The sequence below is a fragment of the Polynucleobacter necessarius genome, from assembly GCF_900095185.1.
Taxonomy (GTDB): Bacteria; Pseudomonadota; Gammaproteobacteria; order Burkholderiales; family Burkholderiaceae; genus Polynucleobacter.
In genome coordinates, this window is the sequence record NZ_LT606948.1 from 568808 (window position 1) to 584215 (window position 15408).

General features: G+C 45.1%; 10 protein-coding genes, 5 pseudogenes and 1 riboswitch. Of the genes and pseudogenes, 5 read left to right on the top strand and 10 right to left on the bottom strand.

From position 1 onward, the window contains the following. Nucleotides 1–12: 12 nt before the first annotated feature. Entirely contained in the window at nt 13–1914 is a 1902-nt protein-coding gene (locus tag DXE31_RS03285) for a lytic transglycosylase domain-containing protein (protein ID WP_231969322.1), read from the bottom strand. A gap of 147 nt (nt 1915–2061) precedes the next feature. Between DXE31_RS03285 and DXE31_RS03290 the strand changes: the two genes are divergently transcribed. Continuing rightward, the gene (locus tag DXE31_RS03290) at nt 2062–2679 is read left to right on the top strand and encodes a 5-formyltetrahydrofolate cyclo-ligase (protein ID WP_231969323.1); all 618 of its coding nucleotides are present in this window, start codon (nt 2062–2064) and stop codon (nt 2677–2679) included. Between the two features lie 12 nt (nt 2680–2691). On the opposite strand, the gene metF is transcribed toward DXE31_RS03290, so the two are convergent. From metF to metK, 3 genes are all read right to left on the bottom strand, one after another. Beyond that, nucleotides 2692–3522 carry a methylenetetrahydrofolate reductase [NAD(P)H] gene (gene metF, locus DXE31_RS03295; RefSeq protein ID WP_114697797.1) on the bottom strand — a complete coding sequence of 277 codons (831 nt, stop codon included), beginning with the start codon at nt 3520–3522 and terminating at the stop codon, nt 2692–2694. A 31-nt stretch (nt 3523–3553) separates the two neighbouring features. After that, a complete protein-coding gene (gene ahcY / locus DXE31_RS03300; RefSeq protein WP_114697798.1) occupies nt 3554–4999 on the bottom strand; it encodes an adenosylhomocysteinase in 1446 nt (481 codons plus the stop codon). 61 nt (nt 5000–5060) lie between these two features. Further along, nucleotides 5061–5172, bottom strand: a riboswitch (S-adenosyl-L-homocysteine riboswitch). A gap of 86 nt (nt 5173–5258) precedes the next feature. Next, nucleotides 5259–6425, bottom strand: coding sequence for a methionine adenosyltransferase (metK, locus tag DXE31_RS03305; protein ID WP_114697799.1), 1167 nt, complete (start codon nt 6423–6425; stop codon nt 5259–5261). A 408-nt stretch (nt 6426–6833) separates the two neighbouring features. On the opposite strand from metK, the gene DXE31_RS03310 reads away from it, so the two are divergent. The 3 genes and pseudogenes from DXE31_RS03310 (at nt 6834) to dapF (ending at nt 9320) form a co-directional block, all read left to right on the top strand. Beyond that, nucleotides 6834–7490 carry an LpxL/LpxP family acyltransferase gene (locus DXE31_RS03310; protein WP_197712124.1) on the top strand — a complete coding sequence of 219 codons (657 nt, stop codon included), beginning with the start codon at nt 6834–6836 and terminating at the stop codon, nt 7488–7490. 15 nt (nt 7491–7505) lie between these two features. Beyond that, nucleotides 7506–8405: pseudogene (locus DXE31_RS03315) on the top strand (LpxL/LpxP family acyltransferase). 60 nt (nt 8406–8465) lie between these two features. Next, complete coding sequence (dapF, locus tag DXE31_RS03320; RefSeq protein ID WP_114697800.1) at nt 8466–9320, top strand: diaminopimelate epimerase; 855 nt, start codon at nt 8466–8468, stop codon at nt 9318–9320. Here dapF and pyrE read toward each other — a convergent pair. Continuing rightward, the gene (gene pyrE / locus DXE31_RS03325; RefSeq protein WP_114697801.1) at nt 9317–9985 is read right to left on the bottom strand and encodes an orotate phosphoribosyltransferase; all 669 of its coding nucleotides are present in this window, start codon (nt 9983–9985) and stop codon (nt 9317–9319) included. The two genes, dapF and pyrE, sit on opposite strands and share 4 nt — an antisense overlap. An 8-nt stretch (nt 9986–9993) precedes the next feature. Between pyrE and DXE31_RS03330 the strand changes: the two genes are divergently transcribed. Beyond that, nucleotides 9994–10776, top strand: a complete 783-nt coding sequence (locus DXE31_RS03330; RefSeq protein ID WP_114697802.1) for an exodeoxyribonuclease III — start codon at nt 9994–9996, stop codon at nt 10774–10776. Between the two features lie 15 nt (nt 10777–10791). On the opposite strand, the pseudogene DXE31_RS03335 reads toward DXE31_RS03330, so the two are convergent. The 5 genes and pseudogenes from DXE31_RS03335 to argB all read right to left on the bottom strand — a co-directional run bounded on the left by DXE31_RS03335 (nt 10792) and on the right by argB (nt 15396). Then, nucleotides 10792–12096: pseudogene (locus DXE31_RS03335) on the bottom strand (AmpG family muropeptide MFS transporter). 15 nt (nt 12097–12111) lie between these two features. Further along, a pseudogene (gene metW / locus DXE31_RS03340) lies at nt 12112–12705 on the bottom strand (methionine biosynthesis protein MetW). 68 nt (nt 12706–12773) lie between these two features. Further along, nucleotides 12774–13846, bottom strand: a pseudogene (gene metX / locus DXE31_RS03345) (homoserine O-succinyltransferase MetX); the annotation flags it as partial. Further along, a pseudogene (gene slmA / locus DXE31_RS03350) lies at nt 13843–14484 on the bottom strand (nucleoid occlusion factor SlmA). The pseudogenes metX and slmA, both read right to left, overlap by 4 nt. A gap of 9 nt (nt 14485–14493) precedes the next feature. Then, nucleotides 14494–15396: an acetylglutamate kinase gene (argB, locus tag DXE31_RS03355; RefSeq protein WP_114697803.1), complete on the bottom strand. Its 903-nt coding sequence runs from the start codon at nt 15394–15396 to the stop codon at nt 14494–14496. Between the last annotated feature and the right edge of the window lie 12 nt (nt 15397–15408).

The following is a 15408-nucleotide window of genomic DNA, read 5'->3' on the forward strand; positions in this document are numbered from 1 at the left end:
ATGATGACTTGTTTAAGGAAGTTCTGATTGAGTGGCAGCCTTTGGCGAAATTACTCCTAAGCGTTGCTTTAATGATTGGCTCGTACCATTCATCACTGAAGAGTAATAATGTGCATTGGAGAGTACATTCTTCACATAAACGCGTGTTTCAGTACATGGAATTGTTTCAGCAAAAATTGCACCCTCGGTTGGACCCGTTAATGTTTCACGCCATGCTTTAGAGCGCGAAGGTCCTGCGTTGTAAGCTGCAGAAGCCAAAACCCAAAAGCCATCCAAGTCGATAAGAAGCATCTTGAGATAATTACTTCCTAATGTCAGATTGGTATTGGTGTCGCTCAATTTGTCATTTGTGTAATTTGTCATTCCGATCTTCTTGGCTACATACTTAGCAGTGTTAGGCATTATCTGCATTAATCCTGATGCACCGACAGAAGAAGACGCATTTATGATGAAGCGCGACTCTTGGCGTATAAGACCATATGCCCAAGATAGATTGAGATCGATCTGACGCGCAATAGGAGATAACACCTCTTTAAAAGGTGTTGGGTAACGCAAACTAAAATCGTGTTCTTGCTTTGTACGGTCGGCAGCATTCACTACGCGGTCATATAGATGGATGCGCTTTGCATATTCCGCAGCAGCTAACAGCTGCTTATCAGTCATGTTGCGGAGTTCCCAATTCCACTCGCGATTACCCTCAAAGCGAAGATTCATGGCATATAAACGCTCACCGCGAATAAAGCCCTTGCGACTTGCTATCGCATCAATCTCTTGCTCAGTCACTTTTGTTTTTGCTGGCACTTGATTGGATTTACCGAGCTCTTCACGCGCTAGTTGGCCATAAAAATTATATTGGTCTGCAATGAGCGCAAAACTCTCTGTAGCTTTTGCATCTTGGCCTTCGGCTTTAAGTGCACTGCCATACCAATAGGTCCAGGCTGGATCCTTAGAGCGCACCACTGGATTCATGCCATCGATCGCGTTTTTGACTAAGGCCCAATCTTTCGCACGCAAACCAGCGCGCACCTTCCACTCTTGCGACTCAACAGATAGCAATTCGTTATAACCAAGTTCTTGTTGTAAACGGTATGCATCATCGGCATTGGGGTCTAACTTTTTGGCCAAAAATTGCCCGATCACCCCCCAGGCAACCGCTTGATTTTCTTTGCTATAGCGTGAAGCATTTTGCGAAAAGTCTCTATAAGCTTTGGCTGGATCTGCCTTGGCTGCTTTAACAATGTCTCCAATCGGATCTTCACCTCCTAGATGGCGAGCCATGGTTTCAAAGCCTCTCTCACTAGCAGCACGGCCTATGGCCTTGGCCTCACTCGGAGTCATGCCCCCAGCCGCAACTAGCGAAGACACCAACTCCTGACAAGCCTGACCAAAGTCACTAGGATCGAGGAGTAGTGCGCGAGAATCGATTGCCAACTTCGTTGGATTCTCTCCTTGCGACAACTTGGATAGCAACGAGTAGCACTTAACCTGAGTATAGTCATCCAAAACACACTTGGAATACTCAATATCAAAACGCGCCCAATCTTTACGTTTACCTAAAACCAACAGCCAGTCATTGCGCATGCGATCTGCCAAGGCGGTATCTTGGTATTGATTCAAAAAAGCAATGACTTGTGCATCCGCGCTATAATCGCTACGTGTCCCGCTGCCATCAAATAACTGAGGCTTGATACGAAAATACGCCACATAATCATCAAACGGATAGTTCACCAAATTGGACGATAGCTGTTGTGCTCTAAACACATCGTTCTTTTTCGCTGCCTCACGCAGATCAATAAACATACGATCTGTATCAGCAATTTCGGCAGGAGCGGCTTTACTCTCATAAGACTGCGGAAGATTTGGCTTTTTGATCTTGTCTGCATAGACATTGGACGCACCTATTACAAGGCTCAAAACTAAAATTTTGACCCAGTGCAGATGTTTGTGATGCATTATGGCGGACTTCATTTTTACGCTCTAATCCCATTTCTATATACCAGGCTAAACGCCTTGGAATACTTGATTACTATATCCTTTAATTTTCGTCTGATAATGATCAAGATGCACGGTACTTCACCAAAAACTCTCCGTCAAAATTTACTAAAACAGCGTACTACGTTTGTTGCTGAGGAAAATTACGCTCAAATTCAAGCTTGCTTCATGGATCACGTAAATCAACTGCTGACAGAAGAAGGTAAATCTTGGCAATCAATTGCCCTTTATTGGCCTATTCAAGATGAAATCGATTTACGCTCCACCCTGCTCACTTGGGCCCAAAATGCCCCCAATCGGAATCTTGCATTGCCCTTTGCTCGCGAGGATAAACATCTCGATTTTTATCTTTGGCGACAAGGCAATCAATTACACCCAAGTAAGCATGGAGTGCCAGAGCCCGTCCCCAATGATCCTAAAAGGCCACCTGTCAATCCTGATTGCATTCTTATTCCTTGTGTTGGCTGGACTAGCTCAACATCTGATGGAAATCGACAATACTGGCGCTTAGGCTACGGCGGAGGATACTTTGACCGCACCCTGGCACAACTCAGAAAGCAAAATCCCAAACTTGTCTGCATTGGAATTGGTTTTGATTGGCAGCAATTAGATGATTCTCAATGGTCTGCTCAAACTCATGATGAGCCCTTAGACATACTCTTAACTGAGTCAGGCCTAAAGCGTTAACCCATTAATTGTTTACTTCGTCAGATCTAAATTATCAGCAATGGCCAAAACTGCATCCGCCTGATTGAGCGAGTAGAAATGGATGCCTGGTGCACCTGCAGTTAATAGTTGGTCACATAAATCGGTCACTACTTCCTCACCAAATGCACGAATAGAAATAATGTCGTCGCCATAAGCTTGAAGACGCAGGCGAATCCAACGTGGAATCTCCGCACCACAAGCATCTGAGAAACGTAATAACTGACTGCTATTAGCGATCGGCATAATACCCGCAATAATAGGCTGCGTTACGCCCTGGTCATAGACATCGTCCACAAAACGAAAGTAAGCATCGCTGTTATAAAAATACTGTGTGACGGCAGAGTTCGCTCCCGCCTTCATTTTTTGCACGAAGAAATCAACATCACTCGCGGGCGACGTTGCCTGTGGATGCGTCTCTGGATAAGCTGCAACATCAATATGAAACCAGTCGCCTGTTTCTGAGCGAATAAATTCCACTAGCTCATTTGCATGGTGAAACTCACCATACTGACCCATGCCAGACGGCAAATCACCGCGCAAAGCGACAATCCGCTTCACCCCTAAGGTTTGATATTGCTTGAGCATTTCGCGCACGCTTTCACGCGAGCTACCAACACAGGATAAATGAGGGGCAACTGCTGCACCTGCTGCATGAATGTTGCTTACTACTTTTAATGTACCTGACTGAGTAGAGCCGCCGGCCCCAAAAGTCACAGAATAAAACGTGGGCTTGAGTGTTTCAGCAAAACGCTCGCGAACCTGATGCAGGTTACTCTCACCTTCAGGTGTTTTTGGAGGAAAGAATTCGACGCTTAATTCCATGATTTTGAGCCTGGGTATCTATTCTCTTGGATTAATAGCGATAGTGGTCGGCTTTATAAGGGCCTTCCTTCGTTACACCAATGTAGGCGGCTTGCTGATCAGACAATTCAGTTAACTGCGCGTTGAGAGTCTTGAGCTGCAAGCGCGCAACTTTCTCATCCAAATGCTTAGGCAATGTGTAAACACCGATTGGATATTTCTTGGTTCCAACAGCATTCCACAATTCAATCTGTGCAATCACCTGATTAGCAAATGAAGAGCTCATAACATAAGAGGGGTGGCCAGTACCGCAGCCCAAATTTACTAAGCGGCCCTTAGCCAAAATGATGATGCGCTTTTCAGGTTGGCCATTAGCAGCCGGGAAAATGACATGGTCAACTTGGGGCTTAATCTCTTCCCATTTATATTTTTCAATACCAGCAACATCAATTTCATTATCAAAGTGGCCGATGTTACATACAATCGCCTGATTCTTCATCCTTACCATATGGTCATGTGTGATCACGTGGTAGTTACCAGTTGCGGAAACGAAGATATCTGCTTTATCAGCAGCATAATCCATTGTCACCACACGGAAACCTTCCATTGCTGCCTGCAATGCACAGATTGGATCCACTTCAGTAACCCATACCTGAGCCGACAGGGCACGCAATGCTTGGGCTGAACCCTTGCCTACGTCGCCGTAACCACACACTACAGCAACCTTGCCAGCCACCATCACATCGGTAGCGCGCTTAATGGCATCTACCAACGACTCGCGGCAACCATAAAGGTTATCGAATTTACTTTTGGTCACAGAATCATTTACGTTAATTGCAGGGACCTTCAATTCACCCTTAGCAAACATCTGATACAAACGATGCACGCCAGTAGTCGTCTCTTCTGTAACACCTTTTACTTTTTCCAATCGTGTTGAATACCAAGTTAGATCTTGCGTCAATTTGTTCTTGATTGCAGCAAACAAAATAGTTTCTTCTTCGCTTGTTGGATGGTTTAAGCAGGCTTGATCTTGCTCAGCACGTGCGCCGAGGTGCAATAACAAAGTAGCATCGCCACCGTCATCCAAAATCATGTTGGTGTAGCCACCATCGGCCCACTCAAAAATGCGGTGAGTAAAATCCCAATATTGCTCGAGGGTTTCGCCCTTGATCGCAAATACTGGTGTACCGTTCGCAGCAATGGCTGCAGCGGCATGATCTTGTGTTGAGAAAATATTGCAAGAAGCCCATTGCACTTCAGCACCGAGTGCTTCAAGCGTCTCAATCAGTACTGCAGTCTGAATGGTCATGTGTAACGAACCAGTAATACGCGCACCACGCAATGGCTGTTGCGCAGCAAATTCATCGCGAATGGCAATTAAGCCAGGCATCTCAGTTTCAGCAATCGCAATTTCTTTGCGACCAAAGTCGGCCAAAGTAATATCCGCAATCGCGCAACGAGTTGCTACGAAGTTATTTAAATCAGATACGGTATGCATTAATGCTCCAGCTAAATACGATCCAATGCTGGAGTAGAAACTCGCTAGCCATTGAATCATGGGTTAGCGAGCGCGGTTGCAATTAGTAAATCCGGGGGTTACCTCGGAACCTACTCCTTTCAAGCCTGGGGAAGTGCTAGATTTCAGCATTCCTTGCAACGCTCCTCGAAAGTATGGCGTAATTGTAAACAATTACGCCATATGCCGCCTTAATCTATCTACAAACTGCTTTTTAATATCTTTAAATCACTTCTATAGCTCACAGACCTGCTGCAGCCCGTAAGGCAGCCGCTTTGTCTGCTTGCTCCCAAGAAAATTCTGGCTCTTCACGTCCGAAGTGGCCATAAGCAGCAGTTTTACGATAAATAGGGCGTAAGAGGTTCAACATCTTCACAATGCCTTTTGGACGTAAGTCAAAGTGCTCAGAGACCAATTGCGCGATCTTCTCATCAGAAATTTTGCCAGTACCGAATGTGCTCACCATCACTGAAGTTGGCTTAGCAACTCCAATTGCATAAGAGATCTGAATCAAGCACTTGCTTGCTAAGCCGGCAGCAACTACATTCTTTGCAACATAGCGACCAGCGTACGCAGCAGAGCGGTCAACCTTAGAAGGGTCTTTACCAGAGAATGCACCGCCACCGTGAGGGGCTGCACCGCCATAGGTATCCACAATAATTTTGCGACCAGTTACACCACAATCGCCTTGTGGACCGCCAATTACAAAACGTCCTGTTGGGTTTACCAAGAAATTAATTGCGCCTTTAATCAGATGCTTTGGTAATACCGGTTTGATCATCTCTTCGATAACAGCTTCACGCAATTTCTCAAGAGAGATATCTTCATCATGCTGCGTAGATAAAACCACAGTATCAATTGAGTCAGGCTTACCATCTACATAGCGCAAGGTGACTTGAGACTTTGCATCTGGGCGTAACCAATTCAAACGACCATCACGGCGCAATTGAGATTGACGTTCAACCAAGCGATGGGACAAGTGAATTGGCAAAGGCATGAGCTCTGCTGTCTCATCACAAGCATAACCAAACATTAAGCCTTGATCACCAGCACCTTGATCTAAGCCATCATCATGAGCTTTATTCACGCCTTGAGCAATATCAGGACTTTGCTTGTCATAAGCGACCAACACCGCACAACCTTTGTAATCAATGCCGTAATCTGTATTGTCGTAACCTATTTCACGCAGGGTATTACGCGCTACCTGAATGTAATCAACATTAACGTTAGTTGTAATTTCACCAGCGAGAACCACTAAGCCGGTATTACATAAAGTTTCTGCTGCAACACGCGCAGTAGGCTCTTGAGCCAAAATGGCGTCCAAGATTGAATCAGAGATTTGGTCCGCTACTTTATCGGGATGACCTTCAGAGACAGATTCTGAGGTAAAGAAGTAATCATTTGCCATTGCATATTCCTTAAGTTAGTAACACGATCAATCGGACAACTCAACGCGCCAGGAACCACAACGGCGACGCTTTAGCAACATTTATGAATCGCCCTGCAAGTTGTCTTAACTCAGCGATGTTCAAATTTTATCCGAAAAATGCCTAATTCAGCAAGATGGACTGAAATCCACACTCCCTTATCGGCATGGAATATCATTAGGGGGCGCGAAAACTCATACTAAAGTTATGCCTCAATGCGATTGCAATCGCTCCCACTTGCCATTGTGCAAGTGTTAAATGCCACCTTGGGCGTAATAATTTATGTTGGCTCAAAACAATATCGTTCGTTGTGTCGAACTCAATATGAAACGGTAATTAAGACCTGAGATCGTCCATTCAAGCTTTGGGAGGCAATAAGGTCTGCTGGGATGTTGTTCTCAGATAGTCTATGGATTTGGCGAAACCCTCAAAAAGCACTAAAATTAGTCGAAGTCCAAAATTGGAATTTAGTAGAAGCTGCTATTGGCGAAGGCCACGGATTAGTCATGCTCACTCCGCATCTTGGCGGCTTTGAAAGCATTCCCCGCGTTTTGGCTCAATACGTTCCAGCCACCATTCTTTATCGACCTTCACGCCAAACGTGGCTCAATGAGGTAGTAGAAGAAGGTCGCGCTTATCCCAATATGCATTTTGCTCCAACCAACCTCCATGGTGTTCGTCAAATGACTGGGGCGCTTACTCGAGGAGAGGCGATAGGTATTCTTCCAGATCAGGCGTCAAGTGGTGGCGAGAGCGTATGGGTACCATTTTTTGGTCGTTCCGCTTATACAACACCCCTTCCAGCCGGACTTGCTAATCGCAACAATACCCCGGTAATCATGTTTACCGCTAAACGTAAGTCACTTAGTCGGAACTGGTTAATGCAAGCAGCTCGGCTAAAACCTTTTTCTGAAGAGGCCAGTATTGCCGCTAGAGAACTTAATATAGCGATTGAAAATGCAGTTCTGATTGCGCCTGAGCAATGCATTTGGTCATACAACCGCTATAAACATCCTGCTGGCGCAGAATTGCCTCCAAGTCACTAGTTATAAAATGTCGAAATGGCCTGGTTACAAAATCTCTTCAATTTCTTGGCGCTCAGTTTTTTGCATCTCTTTGCTTTTCTACCCTATACCATCAGAGTCCATGTCGGATATGGCCTAGGCTGGCTAACTAGCCATATTCCAAATAGTCGTTCACATGTTGTCAAAGCCAATTTACGCTTGTGCTTTCCTAATTTGAGCGAAAAAGAAATTGATGCTCTTGCGATTGAGCATTGAAAGTTATTTGGTCGCAGCGTTTTAGAACGAAGTCGTATCTGGCTTGGCAGCGGGAAGCAAATTATCGATATTGTTACGCTTAAGTCTGCGATCACGCTGGGAGATCGCAAGCCACGTTTACTAATTAATCCTCATTTTGTTGGTCTAGAAGGGCGGGTTATGGCACGTTTAGTCTTGGACAATGAACATAACTGGCCTCGTGGTGCCGGTCTATATCAGAACATGAAGAATCCCTTTTTCAATCAAAAAATGATCGAATGGCAGAATCGTTTTGGCGGTAAGTCGATTGAAAGACAAAACCGCTTGCGTGATCTTATTCGTGAAATTCAAATAGGAAACTGTATTTTTATTGCGACCGACATTGATTTAGGTCCGTGTGACTCTATATTTGTTCCTTTTTTTGGCATACAAACAAACACCATCACTTCCGTATCACGTCTAACAAGGCTTAGCGGCGCCGAAGTATGCCTCATGACAACGACCCTTAACAAGGATCGAAAAGGCTATACCTGCAACATCTCTGAGCCATTACCAAACTTCACCAGTGATGATGTTGAGAAAGATACTGCTCGACTGAATCAATACATTGAAGAACTTGTTCGCGCAAGACCTGCAGCGTACTATTGGGTACATAAGCGCTTTAAACACAGGCCCGAAGGCGAGCCTAGTCTTTATGATTAAACGGAAATATTTTTGAACACTAATACCAGTAATTCACGCCGTAAATTACGCTTCACCAAAATGCATGGTGCTGGCAATGATTTCATTGTTTTTAATGGCATTGATCAAGATCTCAGTGACATTTCTAAAGCACAATGGCTAGCATTAGCGCATCGTCAATTTGGAATTGGAGCCGATCAAATTCTTCTAGTTGAAAATGCAACGCGTCCAGATACCGATTTTCGGTATCGCATATTTAATGCTGATGGCGGTGAGGTTGAGCAGTGCGGCAATGGCTCCCGCTGTTTTGTTCGTTTCGTGCTGGAAAAAGGACTGTCCAATAAAAATTCCTTACGCGTAGAAGTTGCGCATACTATCCTCACCCTCAAAGCCCATGACGATGGCCAAGTTGAAGTCGATATGGGTGCACCTATTTTTGAACATAAACTCATTCCATTTCATGCAAGTGGCTTAGCAAGTGTTCAAGAGTTTCGGGAAACGCTTTATGCGCTACCACTAACTCATCCCGCTAGGCACGATAGCTTGGTTGGAGTGCTTTCAATGGGCAATCCACATGCAGTTCAAGCAGTGGGTGACGTTGATAGCGCCCCTGTCCTTGAAGAAGGTCCTGAGATTGAAAGTTTTGCAGCCTTCCCAAACAGGGTGAATGTGGGCTATATGCAAGTGATTAGTTGTAATGAAATCAAATTGCGTGTATTCGAACGTGGCGCCGGAGAAACTCTAGCTTGCGGCACTGGTGCTTGTGCAGCTGTTGTCTCAGGAGTCCGCAGAGGGTTACTTGATTCGCCCGTGAGAGTCCACACACGCGGTGGTGACCTGAAGATTGCTTGGGACGGAATCATAGACGATGTTGCTCAACCCGTCATCATGACCGGCCCTGCAGTAACCCTCTTTGAGGGTGAAATCAGTATTTAAATTCCGTATTTCTCGCGGTAGGCTTTTACTGCTGGTAAATAATTTGTTAGCTGCAAATCACTGGAAGAGGTTAAAAAAGACATCAAGCTGGCCAGATTTGCAATTGCAATGACTGGCAACCCAAACTCTTGCTCTACGGCCTGTACAGCAGATTTATCCCCAATCTCCACCGCATTACCTGAGCGCTCCATACGATCTAAGGCAATAAGCACCGCTGCGGGCTCTGCACCGGCATTACGAATTAGGTCAACCGACACTCTTACAGATGTGCCCGCTGAGATCACATCATCCACAATGACTACTCTGCCTTTAACAGGGGCCCCAACCAGCACCCCACCTTCACCATGATCTTTAGCTGTTTTGCGGTTGTAAGCATAAGGTACGTTACCCCCGTTATCAGCTAAAGCTATAGCGGTAGCTGCTGCAAGCGTGATGCCTTTATAAGCTGGACCATAAAGCATATCGAATTCAATACCTGATGCTTGCAATGCTTTAGCGTAATAACGTCCTAAGGCACTCAAGCGAGCACCGTCATTAAATTCGCCGGCGTTAAAAAAATAAGGAGAGAGTCTTCCCGCTTTAGTTTTAAACTCACCGAAGGACAAAACCTTTGCCTCCAAGGCAAAACGAATAAAGTTATCTTGATTTGAATTATTTGAGCTCATAGGCCTCCATGTTACGCATCATTTCCGCGAACCTCAACGGTATCCGTTCAGCAGTCAAAAAGGGCTTTTTGCCTTGGGCCACCCAGCAACAGGCAGACTTCATTTGCATGCAAGAGCTCAAAGCTCAACGCGATGATCTAGAAGCTGCCATTCTCAATCCAGAAGGTTTGCAAGCTTTTTTCCACCACGCCGAGAAAAAGGGCTACAGCGGCTGTGGTGTTTACACGCCCCACAATCCAGATGAAGTTCTTTATGGATATGGCAACGAAGAGTTTGATGCCGAAGGGCGGTATGTAGAGGCACGCTTTAAAGATCTTTCTGTCATTTCGGTTTATATGCCATCAGGCTCGAGCTCACCTGAAAGGCAAGAGGCAAAATACCGCTATCTTGATAGCTTCCTACCTCATCTCATATCTCTCAAAAAGTCGGGTCGTGAAATAGTCCTATGTGGTGACGTCAATATTGCCCATCAAGAAATTGATCTCAAAAACTGGAAAGGCAATCTCAAAAACTCTGGCTTTCTGCCAGAAGAGCGCGCATGGCTTACCAAGCTTTTTGGAAAAGTTGGCTATGTAGACGTTTATCGTCAATTAGAGCCTAATGCAACTGAAACTTGTTATACCTGGTGGAGTAATCGTGGTCAGGCTTACGCAAATAATCTTGGCTGGCGGATTGACTATCACATCACTACACCGGGCATCGCAGCGACCGCTAAAAAAACTGCTGTGTACAAAGATGAGAAATTCTCAGATCATGCACCACTAACCGTGGATTACGACTGGAAAATCTAGGTAACAATCTTCGGCTTACACGCCTTCTTTTTTGATCTGCACGATCTTAAAGTGAATCGTTACCAAAATACGAAGTAAAACCGAGGCGCCAATACTTGCCGTGCCATAGAAGAATGCTTCATATCCGAAGTTATCTACGAAGACACCAGAGAAGCCGGCAAGCCATTTAGGTAAAAGCAGCATCATCGAACAGAATAAAGCATACTGGGTAACTGAGTAACGAATATTGGTAAGTAATAATGCTGCACTAGCGATACCAGAATTTAAATTATCTGCCGAAATTACCCAAATCAAACCATGCAAATCATGGCCTTGTGTTGCCAACCAAGCAAATAACAAATTGCTGACTGCCGAGAGAACTGCGCCCACAAACAAAATTCGTAAGACACCAAAACGCAGTGTGAGTACGCCCCTACAAAAGCCACCACTAGAGTCATGATGACACGAAAAACCTTACTGACTACTGAAACCTCATCCTTCGTATAACCCATATCGACATAAAAAGAGTTGGCCATGATTCCCATCACAACATCGCTAATACGGTAAACAGCAATCAAAGACAAAATTAAAATAGCATGTCAGCGATAGCGCTTAATAAACTCCGCAAAGGGTTCGACAAGCGTTTGATACAACCATGCTTTAGCAGTTCGCACCTTGGTTAATTCATACTGCACCGGCTCTTTGCTTAATAGGGTTGTTATGACACCAATACCAATAGAAGCAGCCATACATAAATAGGCAAATTGCCAAGCTGTGGCATCGTATCCAGCCCCGTCTCAGCTCTTGCAGCAAGCCAAAGAACGCCAGCACCAGCCCAAATCAATGCCAGTCGATAACCAGTTTGATAGGTTGCTGCTAAAGCCGCTTGATGATCACTATTAGCCGACTCAATTCGAAATGCATCTAAGGCGATATCTTGAGTAGCTGATCCGAAGGCTACCAATAAGGCACACCAAACCACGGGATTAAGGGCCTGCTTAGGATCGAGTGATGACATACCAACCAGACCCAACATGATGAGCGCTTGTGCAAAGATTAGCCAACTACGACGTCGTCCAAAGTGTCTTATCAGAATCGGAATTTGTACACGATCAACCAAGGGCGACCATACCCATTTAAAGGCATAGATCAAACCAACCCAAGTTAAATATACAATAGTGCTGCGATCACAATACCAGCCTCACGTAGCCAGAAGCTGAGAGCCCCCAAAATCAGCAATAAAGGTAGACCTGCTGAGAAACCCAAAAAGAGCATGCGCAGGCAAGGCCATTCGAGATAAATCCAAAAATCTTTTAACCAGGATTGAACCGCAGTGAACACCTTTGCATTTTTATTTTATGCGCGACGCATGCGAAATAAAGCGAGGCTGCCAAATAGATTTGGCAGAAAAGTTATTTGCCGACATTCATGCAGAATGCATTGATCGAGAACCTTCAAACCAAGACTTGAAGCCAGCTTCTCAAAGTCGGTAACTGTGAGAACGCGTACGTTCGGAGTGTTGTACCACTGGTCAGGCAAACTCTTAGAGATTGGCATACGGCCTAATCCTACTGCGAGACGGTGAGACCAGTGTCCAAAATTTGGAAAAGAAATCACCGACTCTTTTCCCACACGAACTACTTCACGCAAAATCTTTTCAGTCTGATGAATGGTTTGCAAGGTTTGCGATAACACAACCGTGTCAAAACTGTTATCTTCAAATAGTGCTAATCCGCCCTCTAAATCCTGCTGAATGACATTTAAACCCTTTTGTACACAGGACAGACACGTACGTCATCGATCTCAACGCCATAGGCATGGACTGGTTTTTGCTGTTGCAAATACTCTAGGAAGCTATTATCACCACAACCAAGATCGAGTACCTCTTGTATTGGGGGCAATCCAATTGGCTATGGCTGCAAAGTTGCCGCACTGATGAAAATTTCTCATGCTTGAGTCTCGCGCATCTATTTAAAGTAAGCCCTGATTAAGTTATGGTAGCGGAGTTCTTCTAATCAGAACGCATCATGCCCGTCGTGCGGAGCATCGATCGCAGCATAAGCCAACTCACTCTTATTGCTTAGTAAAGACTGAACGATTTCGCGGCTGCGATTCGGTGGAAAACGCCAATCTGTCGAAAAGCTGACTACTAGAAACTTAGCTCGAACCTCTGCTCAAGCACGATTCAGACTGCCATCATAGCGACGCGCAGGATCAAAGTAATCCAATGCACGAATAATCAATAAATATGTGTTTGCATCAAAGTCAGTCGAGAACTTATCGCCCTGGTGACGGAAATAACTCGTAACCTCAAACTCGACATCAAAGCTAAAGCGGTAATCATTAGACTCACCATTAAGGCGCTGCAACTCACGCCCAAACTTTTCAGCCATATCGTCATCCGATAAATAAGTGATATGACCAACCATACGTGCTAATCGTAAACCCCGTTTTGGCACAACGCCATGCTCATAGTAGTTACCACCATGAAAATCCGGATCGGAAAGAATGGCATTACGCGCTACCTCATTAAAGGCAATATTCTGTGCGCTCAACTTTGGAGTCGATGCCACCACCACACAGTGCTCTAAGCGCTTAGGAAGCTGGATAGCCCAAGCCATTGCCTGCATACCACCCAAACTACCACCCATCACTGCAGCAAACTTGCGAATGCCTAACTTGTCGGCCAGGCGTGCTTGGGTCTTCACCCAATCCTCAACTGTAACAACAGGAAACTCAGCACCATATGGCTTACCAGTTACTGGATTAATGCTCATCGGCCCAGTAGAACCAAAACATGAGCCTAGATTATTTACCCCAATATCAAAGATATGATCGGTATCAACTGGCTTACCAGGCCAAACCATATTATCTCCCACCAGCCGATACCCTCCGAATCATCAGGATTTGGACCTGTTATGTGATGGGAAGCATTGAGTGCATGACAAACTAATACCGCATTACTTTTATCGGCATTGAGCTGGCCGTAAGTTTCAATGACTACATCATAGCCAGATAAAACGGCGCCACCCTGCAAAGGCAGGGGCTCAGCAAAGTGAATCATATTTCTAGAGAGGTGTAACTCTCTCATTCTGAGAGACGAAGGCGCAAACTGTCATCGGACGCTTCCGTTGGCAGCTTCTTAAATGCACTACGAGCAAAGCGATGCCAACGACCTCAAACGAAACTCATCAACATGGCCGCACAAATACTAACCTCTTCTTGGCCCAGTTGCGCCCAGTTACCCCCTTGGGTGTGAGCAATGCGTAAAGCCTGCTTCAAAGAGGCTTCAACACGATCCAATACTTGAGTAATCCGCTATTGCAAACGATCATCTTCTTGCAATAGCGCATCACCCAAAAGCACACGGGTCATGCCAGGTTTTTTGTCTGCAAAAAACAAAAGCATTTGTAAAATGCCGCTTGCTTGAGCAAGGCCTGACTCTTCTTTTTGATTGATCAACCCAAAAACAGTTTGCTCAAGAAATGAAACCAAACCCTCAAACATTTGCGCTTTACTGGCGAAATCACGATATCAAGCCGCTTCAGAAACTTCAATCTTGGCCACCAAAGCTGCAGTTGTAACGCGTTCACCCTTTGAGTTGTGCAACATTTCTGCAAGCACCTGAAATCTCTGCAGACGACGCTCACCTGGACGTTGGCGCTTGCGAGCTTTACTCGCGTCAACGCTGCTGTCGATAATTACTGCGGACACTGAGAATTCAGGCATCTTGTCTACTTATCTCGAGCAGATCATCGTACCGAAAGCTTGCTCGGTCAAAATTTCCAACAATAAAGAATGTTCGATACGACCATCAATAATATGTACCGAGTTAACACCGCTCTTAGCTGCATCTAATGCCGAAGAAATCTTAGGCAACATACCGCCAGAGATAGTGCCATCAGCAAACAACGCATCTATTTCACGAGCAGTAAGGTCGGTCAAGAGTGTTCCGTTCTTATCCATCACACCAGGAATATTGGTCATCATGACCAACTTCTCCGCATGCAGAATTTCAGCCATCTTGCCAGCTACCAAGTCAGCATTAATGTTAAAGGCCTGACCTTCTTGGCTAAATCCAATGGGTGAAATTACTGGAATGAAGGCGTCATCTTGTAAAGCCTTTACAACTGCAGGATTGATAGCCTCAATCTCACCAACAAATCCTAAGTCAATTGATCCGCCAGCATTTTTTTCATCGGGGACAAGCATTTTCTTAGCGCGAATTAATCCACCATCTTTACCAGTCAAGCCAACTGCTTGGCCCCCAAAATGGTTAATCAACATCACAATATCTTGCTGTACTTCGCCACCAAGAACCAACTCAACCACTTCCATGGTCTCTTCGTCAGTGATACGCATTCCTTGAATAAAAGTGCCTGTCTTGCCAATTTTCTTAAGAGCTTCATCAATCTGTGGTCCACCGCCATGAACCACAACTGGGTTCATGCCAACCAATTTCAATAGGATGACATCGCGAGCAAAACTTTCTTTCAAGCGCTCCTCAACCATGGCATTTCCACCGCACTTAATCACAATAGTTTTGCCGTGATACGAACGAATATAAGGCAATGCCTCTGCCAGAATCTCTGCCTTCAATAAGGGAGAGATGTCGCTAATAGTTGGTAAATACTTAGTCATTGCTACTTAAAT